Origin of the sequence: Xenorhabdus sp. SGI246 (genome assembly GCF_040838225.1) — a bacterium.
Taxonomy (GTDB): Bacteria; Pseudomonadota; Gammaproteobacteria; order Enterobacterales; family Enterobacteriaceae; genus Xenorhabdus; species Xenorhabdus indica.
This window is the reverse complement of record NZ_JBFPEZ010000049.1, coordinates 87,541-101,964: the sequence shown is the minus strand read 5'-3', so window position 1 is coordinate 101,964 and position 14,424 is coordinate 87,541. Positions and strand designations below refer to the sequence as shown.

At 41.9% G+C, this 14,424-nt stretch carries 15 protein-coding genes and 1 other RNA gene; 9 read left to right on the top strand and 7 right to left on the bottom strand.

The features are described 5' to 3' along the window. Nucleotides 1–808: 808 nt before the first annotated feature. Together ssrA and smpB are read right to left on the bottom strand one after the other, a co-directional pair. Nucleotides 809–1,172, bottom strand: a transfer-messenger RNA (tmRNA) gene (ssrA, locus tag ABLA85_RS12760). A 50-nt stretch (nucleotides 1,173–1,222) separates the two neighbouring features. Next, entirely contained in the window at nucleotides 1,223–1,705 is a 483-nt protein-coding gene (gene smpB, locus ABLA85_RS12755) for an SsrA-binding protein SmpB (protein ID WP_038259640.1), read from the bottom strand. Nucleotides 1,706–1,862: 157 nt separating this feature from the next. Here smpB and ABLA85_RS12750 point away from each other — a divergent pair, with 157 nt between their 5' ends. Together ABLA85_RS12750 and ABLA85_RS12745 are read left to right on the top strand one after the other, a co-directional pair. Then, a complete protein-coding gene (locus ABLA85_RS12750; protein WP_367964646.1) occupies nucleotides 1,863–2,297 on the top strand; it encodes a type II toxin-antitoxin system RatA family toxin in 435 nt (144 codons plus the stop codon). Beyond that, nucleotides 2,290–2,583: an RnfH family protein gene (locus ABLA85_RS12745; protein WP_367964645.1), complete on the top strand. Its 294-nt coding sequence runs from the start codon at nucleotides 2,290–2,292 to the stop codon at nucleotides 2,581–2,583. The genes ABLA85_RS12750 and ABLA85_RS12745 overlap by 8 nt, the downstream gene beginning before the upstream one ends. A 60-nt stretch (nucleotides 2,584–2,643) precedes the next feature. Here the strand turns inward: ABLA85_RS12745 and bamE are convergent, their stop codons facing one another. The 3 genes from bamE to nadK form a co-directional block, all read right to left on the bottom strand. Next, nucleotides 2,644–2,988, bottom strand: a complete 345-nt coding sequence (bamE, locus tag ABLA85_RS12740; protein ID WP_367964643.1) for an outer membrane protein assembly factor BamE — start codon at nucleotides 2,986–2,988, stop codon at nucleotides 2,644–2,646. Nucleotides 2,989–3,189: 201 nt separating this feature from the next. Then, complete coding sequence (gene recN, locus ABLA85_RS12735) at nucleotides 3,190–4,863, bottom strand: DNA repair protein RecN (RefSeq protein ID WP_367964642.1); 1,674 nt, start codon at nucleotides 4,861–4,863, stop codon at nucleotides 3,190–3,192. Nucleotides 4,864–5,012: 149 nt separating this feature from the next. Continuing rightward, nucleotides 5,013–5,891 (bottom strand): NAD(+) kinase, encoded by an 879-nt coding sequence (gene nadK / locus ABLA85_RS12730; protein WP_367964661.1) that lies wholly within the window; start codon nucleotides 5,889–5,891, stop codon nucleotides 5,013–5,015. A 125-nt stretch (nucleotides 5,892–6,016) separates the two neighbouring features. Between nadK and grpE the strand changes: the two genes are divergently transcribed. Next, nucleotides 6,017–6,598, top strand: a complete 582-nt coding sequence (grpE, locus tag ABLA85_RS12725) for a nucleotide exchange factor GrpE (protein WP_367964640.1) — start codon at nucleotides 6,017–6,019, stop codon at nucleotides 6,596–6,598. 64 nt (nucleotides 6,599–6,662) lie between these two features. On the opposite strand, the gene ung is transcribed toward grpE, so the two are convergent. Continuing rightward, complete coding sequence (gene ung, locus ABLA85_RS12720) at nucleotides 6,663–7,343, bottom strand: uracil-DNA glycosylase (RefSeq protein WP_367964638.1); 681 nt, start codon at nucleotides 7,341–7,343, stop codon at nucleotides 6,663–6,665. Between the two features lie 349 nt (nucleotides 7,344–7,692). Here ung and ABLA85_RS12715 point away from each other — a divergent pair, with 349 nt between their 5' ends. Beyond that, nucleotides 7,693–8,895 carry a phospholipase gene (locus ABLA85_RS12715; RefSeq protein WP_367964636.1) on the top strand — a complete coding sequence of 401 codons (1,203 nt, stop codon included), beginning with the start codon at nucleotides 7,693–7,695 and terminating at the stop codon, nucleotides 8,893–8,895. Nucleotides 8,896–8,981: 86 nt separating this feature from the next. Here ABLA85_RS12715 and srmB read toward each other — a convergent pair whose 3' ends face one another. Beyond that, nucleotides 8,982–10,322 carry an ATP-dependent RNA helicase SrmB gene (srmB, locus tag ABLA85_RS12710; RefSeq protein WP_367964659.1) on the bottom strand — a complete coding sequence of 447 codons (1,341 nt, stop codon included), beginning with the start codon at nucleotides 10,320–10,322 and terminating at the stop codon, nucleotides 8,982–8,984. 161 nt (nucleotides 10,323–10,483) lie between these two features. Here srmB and ABLA85_RS12705 point away from each other — a divergent pair, with 161 nt between their 5' ends. The 5 genes from ABLA85_RS12705 (at nucleotide 10,484) to rseC (ending at nucleotide 14,199) form a co-directional block, all read left to right on the top strand. After that, a complete protein-coding gene (locus ABLA85_RS12705) occupies nucleotides 10,484–11,224 on the top strand; it encodes a tRNA1(Val) (adenine(37)-N6)-methyltransferase (RefSeq protein ID WP_367964634.1) in 741 nt (246 codons plus the stop codon). A gap of 289 nt (nucleotides 11,225–11,513) precedes the next feature. Continuing rightward, nucleotides 11,514–12,089: an RNA polymerase sigma factor RpoE gene (rpoE, locus tag ABLA85_RS12700; protein WP_047684045.1), complete on the top strand. Its 576-nt coding sequence runs from the start codon at nucleotides 11,514–11,516 to the stop codon at nucleotides 12,087–12,089. Between the two features lie 30 nt (nucleotides 12,090–12,119). Continuing rightward, on the top strand, nucleotides 12,120–12,773 hold the full coding sequence (rseA, locus tag ABLA85_RS12695; RefSeq protein WP_367964632.1) for an anti-sigma-E factor RseA: 654 nt from the start codon (nucleotides 12,120–12,122) through the stop codon (nucleotides 12,771–12,773). A gap of 2 nt (nucleotides 12,774–12,775) precedes the next feature. Next, nucleotides 12,776–13,735 (top strand): sigma-E factor regulatory protein RseB, encoded by a 960-nt coding sequence (gene rseB, locus ABLA85_RS12690; protein WP_367964631.1) that lies wholly within the window; start codon nucleotides 12,776–12,778, stop codon nucleotides 13,733–13,735. Next, nucleotides 13,735–14,199, top strand: a complete 465-nt coding sequence (gene rseC / locus ABLA85_RS12685; protein ID WP_367964629.1) for a SoxR-reducing system protein RseC — start codon at nucleotides 13,735–13,737, stop codon at nucleotides 14,197–14,199. Before rseB ends, rseC begins: the two co-directional genes overlap by 1 nt. The last annotated feature ends 225 nt before the right edge of the window (nucleotides 14,200–14,424 follow it).

Here is a 14,424-nt window from a genome sequence, read left to right as displayed (position 1 = left end):
ATTTGAACACCGAATTAATATTAATAGTTTTACTTGGTTCTTTAATTGTTATAATAGCCATGTCTATGTTCCTCGTAAGTACTAGACGTTTTATTGAAGCCCCTGACTACTGCTAATAGTTGGGGGCTTCGCCGTTTCAGAGCGGTACTATTTATTACGTAATTGTAACCTTTGTAAAGATTTCTATAGCAAATTTGGGAAGCGTATCGAAAACTAGACTAATCAATCTATTTTGGGTAAGTAATCGGTTACATTAGTTATATAGTGTGATAATTTAGCTCTTTTTTTTCGAAAGGGCGTGACGGTCAATGCAGTGATTTTCACTAGCTGATCTTGGCGTTATATGTAGACATGAGATATATTGCAAATTAAAGGACATATTTCTGCTCTATAGTAACTATCCCTTCTTCATACATATCCTCACCTTGGAAGTGACTCTAACTTCTTTAACAAAAAATGCCTATCTGCCAAATAACATCAAAAAATTTGAATATTTAAAAGCATTGTTTAAGTGTACGGAAATGCACTAGTTCAGCGAGGAATTTTGGCAGTAAATTTTTTGAATAAAATAATGATGAGCGGCAGATCGGACACAAAACGGCATGTATTTTGTTACATTTTTTTACAAATAGAAATACATTCGTTACAAACAAAAACACCTCAGAGGGGGAGTCTGAGGTGTCTTAAATTTAACTTCACGTGCATTTCACGTGCACTTTGAAGTCCTTTTACTGTCATGACAGCGACCAACTAACTTTGCTAACTTACTGTTTTTAAAGTTGTTGTCCCTACACTGTCCTACCAAATTTGGTGGAGCTGGCGGGAGTTGAACCCGCGTCCGAAATTCCTACATCCTTGGTACTACATGCTTAGTCTAATCTTTACATTCGCTTGCCAGCTGCGGACAGACACGCCACTGACAAACTAGCCTGATTGGATTTAACGCTTCAACCCCAGGCAAGGCATCCACGCGATCTCTTTTGGGTTTGACCTCTCTTGATCCCCGTCCTAAGAGCTGAGGCTAGGGAGAGAGGGCTCTGCGCAGGTTATTAAGCTGCCAGTGCGTAGTTTTCGTCGTTTGCGACTATTGTTTTGCGGCTTTTTACGAGGCCAACCGCCCCTCGGCATGCACCTTGGGTTTCGCGAATCCCGTCGAATCCAGAATCAGCCCCAAGTATGTTAAAAGCGAGTATATCAGAATATTGGAGGATAATGCTAGTGATTAACGCCCTGCATTCTTCATAATTCGTGCTTTGTCTAATTTCCACTCACGTTCTTTAATGTCTGAACGTTTATCGTGCGCTTTTTTACCTTTTGCAACGCCAATTTTGATTTTACACCAAGCGTTTTTCCAATAAAGGGAAAGTGCAACGATGGTATAACCTTCGCGATTAATCCGGCCGTACAAGGAATCAAGTTCGCGCTTGTTAAGTAATAGCTTACGTGACCGTGTAGGATCACAGACCACATGGGAAGAGGCGACATTCAATGGCGTGATCGTGGCTCCAAAAAGATAAGCATCACCATCTTTGAGCAAAACATAACTCTCACTGATATTTGCTTTACCAGCGCGCAGCGATTTAACTTCCCAACCTTGTAGTGATAAACCAGCCTCGAATTCTTCTTCAATAAAGTATTCGTGACGGGCTCGCTTATTCATGGCAATAGTTGCCGAACCGGGTTTGTGTGCTTTTTTCTTTGTCATAATGCGTTGTATTATACTGTAAGCGTTAATGAAAGAAATCTATTCTGCATGATATTTAGTGATAAGTGGACATTTATTGCCCTAAATCTCATCGGGTTTTTATTTAACCATATTAAAGTGATATTATTCGGCGCTGTTACGTTTTACAGGAAATGATATGCCACAGATTAGTCGCTCTGCGTTAGTTCCTTACAGCGTGGAACAAATGTATAAATTGATCAATGATGTGAAATCTTATCCGGATTTTTTGCCGGGATGTGTGGGTAGCAGTGTTATAAGTAGCAGTGATAATGAGATGACGGCTTCTGTTGATGTCTCCAAGGCGGGGATTAGTAAGACGTTTGTAACGCGAAATACGTTATTTGATAATAAAAGTATCAATATGCAGTTGGTTGATGGCCCTTTCCGCAAGCTAATGGGCGGATGGCATTTTACACCACTTAGTGAGGATGCCTGTAAGATTGAGTTACATCTCGATTTTGAATTTACCAATAAGTTGATTGAGTTGGCTTTCGGTAAGGTTTTTAAAGAGCTAACCAGTAATATGGTTCAGGCTTTTACCCAACGTGCACGAGAGGTTTATAGTGCCTGATATCAATATCGAAGTTGTTTATGCTTTACCTGAACGGCAATATCTGCGTAAGATAAAATTACCAGAAGGAGCAACTGTCGAACTGGCAATTGTGGAATCAGGTCTTTTGGCATTACGTAGTGATATCGATTTGGCTAAGAATAAAATCGGTATTTATAGCCGTCCGGCTAAATTAACAGATACGTTGGAGGAAGGGGATCGTGTAGAAATTTATCGTCCCCTTATTGCTGATCCAAAAGAAATGCGGCGTAAACGAGCTGAACGAGCGAAAAATGGTGCTCAATAAATATCCATTTGATGTTTATGCGCCAAATAACTATCTGGCGCATAAGTAAAATCTCATATTTTACCCATTTTGAGGTAAAGTTTTTTCATTTTTGATATCAGTTAAAACACCATTGCTATCAAAAATGAGTGTTAGTGTCTCTTGTTTTACTTTCGCATGGCCGGGTTGCTGACGGAAGATGTAGTACCAGGTTTGGCTCCCAAATGGATCTGTCAGCATTGGTGTTCCCAAAGTGTAAGCAACTTGCTGTTGTGTCATCCCTTTATGAATTTTTGATACCTCAGTCGGTGTCAGGTAATTCCCTTGATTAATATCAGGACGATAAACAACTCGCTCAAACATGGAGCAACCCGCAGTTAGCATAACCAACGATACAGTAGCGGCAGTCAACAATTTACAGCGCATAGTAATTACATTCCTTTAGGAGTCAGGCCGTCGATAATAATAAACATTATAGAGTTTGAAAACCTCTATGCCATTTACCTATATCTTTAATTTTGAAATCTGTAAAATATATGACTTCAAGTATACAAAAAAGTTGTATACACGTCGTCTTTCAAGTTACAGCTTTATTGACTGTATCTTGAAATCCATAGGGTATTTAATTTATGCCTCTAACAGTTCTTTTGCATTAGCCAACGTGTTTTTTGTGACTTCACTACCTGCCAAGAGACGGGCAAGTTCCTGAAGACGGGATTTTTTGTCCAATAGCTGCATTCGGGTTTCTGTTTCTTCTCCGTCAGTTTGTTTGCTGACGTAAAAGTGTTGGTGGCCACATCCTGCAACTTGTGGTAAATGTGTAACACACATAACCTGGGTTGATTCGCCTAATTCACGGAGAAGCCTGCCTACAATCATTGCTGTTGGGCCACTGATACCAACATCAACCTCGTCGAAAATTAATGCCGGAGTTTCCGTTTTTTTAGCGGTAATAACCTGAATAGCCAGAGCAATACGAGAAAGTTCGCCACCTGAAGCCACTTTCGCCAGTGCTTGATGGGGCTGTCCAGGGTTAGTTGTAACGTTAAACTCCACCTTGCTGGCTCCATCAATATTTAAATGTTCAGGTTCGAATATAACATCAATGGTGAAACGCCCATGAGGCATGGAAAGCTGGTGCATACTGTTGGTGATAAGCTGGCTTAATTCAAGGGCATATTGTTGGCGGACTTGATGCAGTTTTTCTGCAACGTTGAGTGCTTGTTGATAGTGTAAGCTAACAAGTTCACTGAGATGGGCACAATCATCTTCTTGTTGTGAAAGTTGGTGTTGTTCTTCCAGAAGCTGCTGGTGTAGAGCCGGTAGTTCTTCCGGGGAGACATAATGCTTACGTGCAATACCGATTTGTTGTGATATTTTCTGTTCTAATTCAAACAGACGGTTAGGATCTAATTCCAGTTGATCACTGTAATGACGCAATTCATCACTGACTTCACTGATTTGGATAGCAGCTTCTTCCAGCATGTTGAGTGATCCACTGAGTTTCTGATCCATATTGGCAAGGTCAGTCAGTTCATTTCGTGCGTAACTGAGAAGGCTAACGATATTTTGTTCATCATTGTCACTTAATATCTGGAGAATATTTTGGCTGGCGGACAAAAATTGACCGCAATTTGCCAAGCGTTTATATTCGCTGTCTTGCTCTTGATATTCACCAACTTGAGGCGCAAGTTCATTAAGTTCTTTCAGATGATATTCCAGTAGTTGCTGTCGAGAGCGACGCTCAAGTGCTTGTTGTTGGAATTGGGCAAGTGCCTGACAGCTTTGTCTCCATTGCTGATATGCCTGCTTCATTTCATTCTGCAACACAAATTCGCCGGCATAGATATCCAGTAAATGTTTTTGATGACGATTTTCTAAAAGCAACTGATGGGCATGTTGCCCGTGGATTTGAATCAGGTGTGAACCTAATTCACGAAGTTGGGAAAGGGGAACCGCAGTACCATTGATAAAACCACGGGAGCGCCCGTCTGCGGTAATAGTACGCCGTAGCAGGCACTCATTATCATCATCAAAACTACCGTCGAGTTGATGAGTTTCTAGCCATTTACGGGCAGAAGGTGCATCGGACAGCAAAAAGCGGGCACAAATGTCAGTACGAGGAGCGCCAGCACGAACCATATTCGCTTCGCCACGATTACCGAGGCATAAACCCAGTGCATCAATTGCAATTGATTTACCTGCCCCGGTTTCTCCTGTGATAGTTGTCATTCCTGAGCGAAAATCAATTTCAAGTTCGCGAACAATGGCAAAATTACTGATGGTCAATTGAGCCAACATCGTGCTCCTCCTACCTTTTCCTATACTTAAGACCATGTTTCTATAATAAGTTCATGATATAAATTCATGTTCCTGTGTATAAAAACATGTCTGTTCTTCCATACAGTATAAACTGGTTTTTTATACAGTAAAGTAGGAAAGCCGAGTTTTTAGAACATTTTTTTCGACCAGCCTAATTTAGTACTTAATGTATTGAAGTAGTTGTAATCTTTCGGGTGGATTAAATGCAGGTTATATTCGCTGCGTTTAATGATAACTTCTTCACCATCCTGAATTGGTAAGACAATCTGGCTATCGCAACTGACTTCGTAATCATTGCTGTTTTGAGCAAATTTCAGACGAATGCTACTTCCACTACTGATGACAAGAGGACGAGCAGAAAGCGTGTGTGGAAACATGGGAACCAACACAATAGCATCCAGATTCGGTGTCAGAATTGGACCACCGGCTGATAGAGAGTAGGCTGTAGAGCCGGTAGGTGTTGCTATGATTAAGCCATCTGAGCGTTGAGAAAATGCAAATCGCTCATCAATATAAACTTCGAAATCGATCATATGGGCAACTTTTCCGGGGTGCAACACGACTTCATTCAGTGCTGTACTGTGCCGTGGTTTCTGGCCTTTTTTCGTGACTTGTGCTTCCAGTAAAAAGCGTTTTTCATCCCGATATTCTCCATTGAGAACTTCAGAAAGTTGTTGCAGGGCATTATCGGGATCTAGATCCGTCAGAAAGCCTAAGTTACCACGGTTAATACCAATGACTTTAATATCATAGCGTGCCAATACTCTGGCGGCTCCTAGCATATTTCCGTCACCACCAACGACAATCACCAAATCGGCTATTTTGCCAATTTCGGTTAGTCCTCCGGTATGAGCGCCTTGTAAGTTAATATCTTTTGCAACTTGTCTATCCACAATTACACAGTAACCTTTAGATACCAGCCAGTGATACAGCATTTCATGGGTGGTTAGTGCTTCAGGATGACGTGGACGACCGACAATACCGATGCATTTGAATTCATTATTTATTGCTGTTATTTCCTGCAGCATATGGTTTTGCCCTCACAATATAGATGTGTTCCCTTGAATCCCTCGTTTTGATCCCCATAATAAGCGGGAGTAGCGAAAATAATACAAAATACGCGGAGATATTCATGAGTAGTAAAGACCAAAAAGTACCTGACGAGCAAGTCTCAGAAAATACAGAAAATGTATTTGAGCAACAGAAAGATGCAGAAAAGGCAGACGCGCCAGAGACTGAAAATGTTGTTGACCCGCGTGTTGCCGAGTTGGAAGAGGAACTGAAACAGGCTCAATCTCGTGAGCGTGATGCGGTTTTGCGTGCTCGTGCTGAAGTGGATAATATTCGCCGTCGCGCTGAGCAGGATGTAGAAAAGGCGCATAAATTCGCATTGGAAAGATTTGCCAATGAACTTCTACCAGTGATCGATAATCTGGAGCGTGCTTTGGAAGCGGCAGATCGTACCAATGAGACTTTGGTACCAATGATTGAAGGTATTGAACTGACACTGAAATCATTTATTGATGCAGTGGGTAAATTTGGCATTGAAGTTGTCAGTGATACTCATGTTCCTTTCAATCCAGAGGTGCATCAGGCGATGACTATGATGGAATCTGATCAACATGAACCAAATCAGGTAATGTTGGTAATGCAGAAAGGCTATACCCTGAATGGACGTCTGCTGCGTCCTGCTATGGTTGCCGTTTCTAAGTAAGAGATATAGATTCTATGATTGCAATGCCGCCGATAGAGGCGGCATTTTTGTAGGTATGAGAGGGTTATTCAGGCAATACTGGATTCCAATCAATTGAAGGCAATCCTTGGGCTTCAAGCAACTGGTTAGCTTGGGAAAAGTGTTTGCAACCTAAGAACCCACGGTGTGCTGATAATGGGGAAGGATGTGGTGCTTTTAGAACATGGTGGCGCCGGGTATCAATAATACGGCCTTTTTTCTGCGCGTGAGAACCCCAAAGCAGGAAAATGACACCGCGTCGGTGTTCATTGATTGCTGCAATTACCCTATCAGTGAATGTTTCCCAACCCAGATTAGCATGGGAATGGGCATTTCCTCGTTCAACCGTCAGCACGGTATTAAGCAGTAATACCCCCTGTTTTGCCCAACTAAGCAGGCAGCCATGATTGGGGGGATGAAATCCTTCAATATCAGATTCCAGTTCTTTGTACATGTTGACGAGAGAAGGTGGTGCAGGAATACCCGGCTGGACTGAAAAAGCCAGCCCATGCGCTTGATTTGGGCCATGATAAGGATCTTGCCCCAAAATAACCACTTTTACATCAGCCAGTTCAGTATAGCGAAATGCATTGAAAACATCCTGCTGTGGTGGATAGATTGTTTTGCCTGCTTTACGTTCATTGGCGACATAAGCCAATGTATCAACGAAATAGGGTTGTGTCTTTTCATTACCGATGACATCGTGCCATGTGAGAGGTACGGACATAGCGGATCCCGTTTTATATGATTATCAGATGGGCTTAAGCTTACCGATTCCCTTAGCGCAGGGGAACCCTCTGCGGTTCAACTTAAGCGAATTGATAGAAGAAAATACTGTTTTATGGATTTATCGCAAGCTTACGAGCGAGTAAATTGCAGTTATTGTCTGTTCAACTTTTTTAGACCTCATCAAACCAGCATTAAATTATTACGTTTGTTTATTAAGTGTCATATAGGGTAATTACTTTATATTGTTAATTAAAAATTAAATTTGATATAAGAATGTTAATATTCCTGCCGATAAGAAGATCTAGGTCAGTCTGTTATGTCTAACTTAAAATAGGTAGGAGTATCTTATGGCTTTGGCAATAAATACCAATTTTTTGAGTCAGTTAGGACTATCTCCTGTACAGGGAAATCAGGAAACTCTTCAGTTACCATCTTCTGGCAGCAAACTTCCGGCCAAAAATGAACACCTTTCCTTACCAATAACTTCATTTTCAGAAAATACAAAACAAACTGATTTACTTTACCAATCATTGGTCAATGCTGCTCAAAGCAAAGTTATGGCAACGCCTGAGTTAAAGGCTAATGATATTGCAGGAAAAGATTCACAGTTTATCGACTATGCGTTAGTGCAGGTTACCCGTGACTCATACCGCAGAAATAGTTTTGGCATTGGTGACTATGTACGCATATCAGATGATGAACTCATAAAAGCGGGTATTGATCCTGATATTTTGGATGACACTTCGACGGGATTTCAGGCAGGGGTCTATCGTTATAAGGGGCTATATATTGTGTCAATTGCAGGTTCGAACGAAATAAAGGATTTTATGGCAAGTATTCGTCAGGGGCTTGGATACAATGAAAAACAATATAATCAGGCGGTAGAGCTGGCACAGGCGGCATTAAAGGCATTTGGTGAGAATGTGATTTTTACCGGTCATTCACTGGGAGGGGGGCTGGCATCCATGGCTGCTCTGACAGTAGGAAAGCCTGCTGTTATCTTTAATTCTGCCGGTGTTTCAGATTGGACGTTGAAACGAATGGGCTGGTCACCACAAGTAGCTCGTGAAATGGCAGACAAGGGGTTAATCCGAAATTATGTTGTCGAGAATGATTGGCTACATAATTTACAAAAAACGTTGCCAATTCCTCAGCCAATGGGAAACCAGATTCTGCTTGAGAATGAATATGAACCAGAAGACAATATAATCGATACAATAGTGAACTACAGTTATACGTTACATTCATTCAAAGCTCATTTTTTGGAAGCTATACAGGAATTACTGGTTATTCATAAGCCCTGGCAGGGTAAAGGGGATAGCAGGGAAAGTATAATGATGGCTGCCATGAGTAATGATATAAATGATAATGTCGTTCATTATAACGAAAAGTTGTCATTGCAAACATGGGCGGTAGATATGAGCGAAAATGAACTTAATACTTTGTTTGATGAACCTTGTTGTCAATTTGATTCACAGCAGGAATTAAATGCACAAAAGGTTAAGCAATATTATTCAGTTCATTCTCATTCAAGTAGGTATCTCACATGATATGCTGCCACTTTCTCGTCTATTATCAATGGAAAAGCGGGCAAATAGCCCGCTTATACCATATCAATTATCAATCGTGAAAACATTTAATCTTGAGTAGATTCTGTCGATTCTAGTCTGGGGTTACCAGAAGGAGAACGACGTTTTCCGATGTTTTTACTGTCACGATGGCGCACTTTCACCCGTTTTTTCTTCACATCTTCTGCTTTTTTCTTTTCCTTACGTTTTTCCAGGACTTTTTTGGATGGTTTATGGCTTTTCTTTTCATTCGGTGTTTTGGTTTGCGGACGCAGTTCATCTACAACCCGCATTTTCAGAGGTTCATTGAGATAGCGACTGATTTTTCCAAGCAATAAATGATCATGAGATTCAACCAGCGCAATTGCGGTTCCTTTGCGGCCCGCGCGGGCTGTACGGCCAATCCGGTGCAGGTAAACATCAGCAGTGCGCGGCAAATCAAAGTTAAAAACGTGACTGATGTTTTCGATATCCAATCCACGGGAAGCAACGTCAGTTGCGACCAACACCTTGACTCTGCCATCATTCAGACGTTTTACCGCTTCGGTTCGTTTGGCCTGCACCATTTCACCTTCAAGGAAGCAGGACTGAATACCTGCCTGATGTAGCCAATCCACTAATTCGCGAACACGCTCCCGTTTGCGCACAAAGACAATCGACTTTGTAACATCAGATTGTTTCAAGAGATGGCATAATAAGGCTATTTTATGTTCCAGATTATCAGCACGATAATAGAATTGCTGGATTTTCTTGCGTTCACGACGTGAAGGTTCTGCGTCAATTTCAACAGGGTCTGTCAGCAGACGTTTCGCAAAATCACCAATAGCTTCACCTTCAAGTGTTGCGGAGAATAACAGTGTTTGTTTGCGCCAGCGCGTTTCTCCGGCAATAGTTTCAACATCATTGGCAAACCCCATATCCAGCATACGATCTGCTTCATCAAGAATTAGGGTTTCTACCGCACGGCAATCAAAGTTCTCTTCTTTGATATATTGCAGCAGGCGTCCGGTGGTCGCGACAACAATGTCCTGGTTCTCACTGAACACTTCAGCATGGTTCATATAGGCAACACCACCAGTAATAGTGGCAACATCCAGATTAGTGTGGGCAGCCAGCTCCTTAGCCTGTTCTGCAACCTGCATGGCTAATTCACGGGTTGGTGTTAGGATCAGAATACGTGGTGGCCCTGACTTTTTACGTGGAAAGTCCAGTAAATGTTGTAGAGCTGGCAGCAGGTAGGCCGCTGTTTTGCCTGTCCCTGTCGGCGCAGAACCGAGTACATCACGCCCATCCATAGCCGCAGGAATGGCCGCTGCCTGTATTGCTGTCGGACGTTCATAGCCTTTGTCGTTCAACGCATCAAGCAGGCATTCATCAAGTTCGAATTCGGAAAAGTTTGTCGCAGTCATCATATACCTCTGTTTGGGGAGCCGATTATAAACCAGGTTAGGCGCATTCTTCACCCTATAACATACGTCAGCAATAAAAGTATCCGGTGTGTAAGTGGCTTTTATCCACGAGTTATAAGATTTATGCTATGACGAATGTTTGATTTCAACAGATATAGTTCATGGTGTTAATAGATAAACCTGCTTTTCGTCGTGGTGGTTTCACATTTAAACAATTCTTCGTTGGGCATGATAAGTGTGCAATGAAAGTTGGTACGGATGGTGTGTTATTGGGAGCATGGGCACCTGTAGATAACAGAAAGTATTGTCTGGATATTGGGTGTGGTAGTGGTTTGATCGCACTGATGGTAGCGCAAAGGAGTGGCGGTGATACGGTGATTGATGCAGTAGAGCTGGATGCAGATGCAGCAATGCAGGCGACTGAAAATGTTCAGCGATCTCCGTGGGTTTCCCGTATTACTGTGTATCAGCAGGATATTTATGAATTTGCCCGGCAAAATGGTAGTCGGTATGATCTGATTGTGAGCAACCCTCCCTATTTCGAACCTGCGATTGATTGCCGCGATGAAGCACGTAATCAGGCACGTTATACGAAGTCATTGACTCATCAGGGGCTATTGGACTGTGTTGAGCATATGATTACCCCTGAAGGGCTTTTTTGTGTTGTACTTCCATATCAGATTGGCAAAATCTTTGAAAAAATGGCCACAGAATGTGGTTGGTTCACCCATTATCGCGTCAATATTCGTGATAGGGTGGATAAACCGTTACATCGTTTATTGTTGGGACTGGCCCGTCAAGAGAAAGAGACTCAAATCAGGGAACTGACTATCCGTGCATCTGATGGTACATATTCAAACGAATTCCAGTACATGGTGAAAGATTTTTATCTTTATTATTAATAGGGTTATCGTTAATAAGGTCATTCAGTTTCTTTGTGAAATAGTAGGATAAATCTTTCTGTTTTTCGTCACTTGAAATCCAATGTTCCTCTGAATAGAGGCTATGATTTGTACTATAAATTAAGAATGCAATACAAAATAACAGGTGGTTGTAAGATAAAATTACAATCAAAGTTGAACTTCACGCGTAATTGACACTCAAACGTGATGCTTGTTCGGGTAGCAAGATATCATAACTGGTGTAATTAAGTATAAATGTGGAGTTTTACCTCAGGAGAGTGAGTCTCGGATGAGCGAGCAGTTAACGGATCAAATGCTGGTCGAGCGGGTACAAAAAGGCGACCAAAAAGCATTTAATTTGCTGGTAGTCAGATACCAGCACAAAGTAGCGAGCTTAATTGCCCGTTACGTACCTCAGGGCGATGTTCCTGATGTCGCTCAAGAGGTATTTATTAAAACTTATCGGGCACTGTCTTCTTTTCGTGGTGATAGTGCCTTTTACACGTGGTTGTACCGTATTGCCGTTAATACTGCGAAAAATTATTTAGTTGCTCAGGGGCGTCGTCCACCATCCAATGATTTGGATGCTAATGATGCAGAAAATTATGATACGTCAAGTTCTTTAAAAGAAATTTCGAACCCTGAGAATTTAATGTTGTCAGAAGAATTAAAGGAAGTGGTATTCCGTACTATTGAGTCGCTTCCGGAGGATTTGCGGATAGCAATTACACTTCGGGAATTGGATGGGCTGAGCTATGAAGAAATAGCTGTCATTATGGATTGTCCTGTAGGTACTGTTCGTTCACGAATATTTCGGGCAAGAGAAGCCATTGATAATAAAGTTCAACCCCTGATCCAACAGTAGTGGAACAAAACAATATTGAAGGTACTTGGCATGCAAAGAGAGAAACTTTCCGCATTAATGGATGGAGAAGTTCTTGATAGTGAAATCGTTCGTTTGATCTCTGAAGATGCTTTAATGCAGAAGCAGTGGGAAAGATATCACCTCATCCGTGATACATTACGTGGTGATATCGGTGAGGTATTGCATTTGGATATCGCTAGTCAAGTGGCGCAGGCGCTTGAAAAAGAACCCGTCCATATCAATCCAGCAGTTGTTCCGGAATCTCAGCCAAAACCTGAAACATGGCAGCAAATGCCGTTCTGGCATAAACTTCAGCCTTGGGTAAGTCAAATGACACAAGTGGGTGTAGCAGCTTGTGTATCTCTGGCCGTGATTATTGGTGTTCAGCAATACAATAGCAGTGGTAGTGGGGCTGAAACTGATATTCAATCTGATAACCCAGTCTTTAATACGTTGCCGGTAATGGGTTCCGCTTCGCCTGTTGGTTTATCTGTTCCTGGCGAGAATGACGCTTTTGGTGGTGACTTGAGTATGCAGATACGGGAAAGCAATAAACGCATTGACGCTATGTTGCAGCAGTATGAACTTTCCCGGCGTATCAATGCAGAAAGAGAGCAAGCGTTATCGGAAGTTGGGAATACACAGCCCGGAGAACAAAGACAGCAAGCTCAGAATAAGCAATAAAAATGAAATATATCGGTTTTTTCATTTTATTATTTGGGAGCTTGTTAAGTCCCTCGAAAGCCTCGGCCCAACAAAGCAGTGCCGGGGCTTTGTTACAGGATATGCGGTACTCTGTACAAACTTTCGCTTATGAACTGGCTTTTATTAATTTGAGCCAGCAATTTTTGATACCGCTGCGGTATCGTCATGCCATCATTGACAATCAACCCATAGCGCAAATTATTCAGATGGACAGTACTCGTCGTGAAATTGTTCAGCGCGGTAATCAGATCAGTTATTACGAATCGGGCCTGGATTCATTCAGTTTACGTGGCAACCATATTGTGGATTATCTTCCACCGATTATCTTTGCTGATTTTTCTCGATTACAGAAATTTTATAATTTCATTGATGCGGGCTCTACTCACGTTGGTGACCACCCTGTACACTTTGTACGTATAACATCCAAAGATAACGACCGTTATAATTATAATTTATTGATAGATAAGGAAAGCTATCTTCCTTTGTTTATTGAACTATTTGATCAGGAAGAAATGATGGTTGTTGAACAATTCCGGGTTGTATCGTCAAGAGTGAATGACGGGATAAAGCAGGAATTGAGAGCCATTGTTGATTTGAAATTACCGCCGATGTTAGTCACTCCAGAATCAGGAGGGACAGTGAAGTTTGATTGGAAGGTTGGCAAATTACCTGAAGGCTTTGAGGAAGTTTCCCGTAACAGGAATTGGTTATCAAAGGCAGAGTTATTGGAATCCATTATGTATAGTGATGGGTTGTTTAATTTTTCTGTAAATGTAGTAAATACGAGTGCAAAGGTAGCCGATGAACCGCTATATCGACAGGGCAGGCGAACAATTTATACTGTATCCAAAGGGAAAAACAACATCGCTGTGATCGGCGAATTACCCCTTGCAACAATTAAACAGATTGCCGCCAGCGTTACGTTTGTGGGGAATAACTGATGGTTAAAGAATGGGCAACTGTTGTTCGTTGGCAACAGGGGCGAGCATTATTACGTTATGGCTCATCTTCAGGTTGTGGTAGTTGTCGGGCTAAAACGGCTTGTGGCTCTTACTTGTTAGAAAAATTAGGGCCAGAGAATATCCATCAATTGGAACTGGAAATTGCGCAACCGCTTCAACCGGGGCAAAAAGTAGAAGTCGGCATTCCTGAAAGTAGCTTGTTACGTTCGGCCATGCTGGTTTATCTGACCCCGTTATTAGGTCTGTTTTTAGGTGGTCTGTTCTGCCAATATTGGACTACTAACCAGTTATGGATATGTATGGGGGGAATCATCGGTGGTATTGCCGGTTTTGCTCTTGCCCGTAAGATCGCCGCATACTGGGATAGTCAACAAGCATACCAACCAGTTGTATTACAAATTGGTTTACCTCCCGATACGATTGAGGTTCTGCATCAGGAATAATCTGTTTTACCATACTTATTTTCACGATTTTTTTCAGGAATGTTTTTACTTTCTGGTCATACTGAATGGGTTAGATTGAAAACCACAGGCATGACTAGGTTTTCACAGGTTTGGCATGTAGAATACGGCTCCTCAGGCCAGTGGCCGAACCTATAAATGTCGCTTTATGTCCATCTGTGTGTCCATAGGCGAATGATCCAGAAATATTAAGGCAAAAAAGATTTA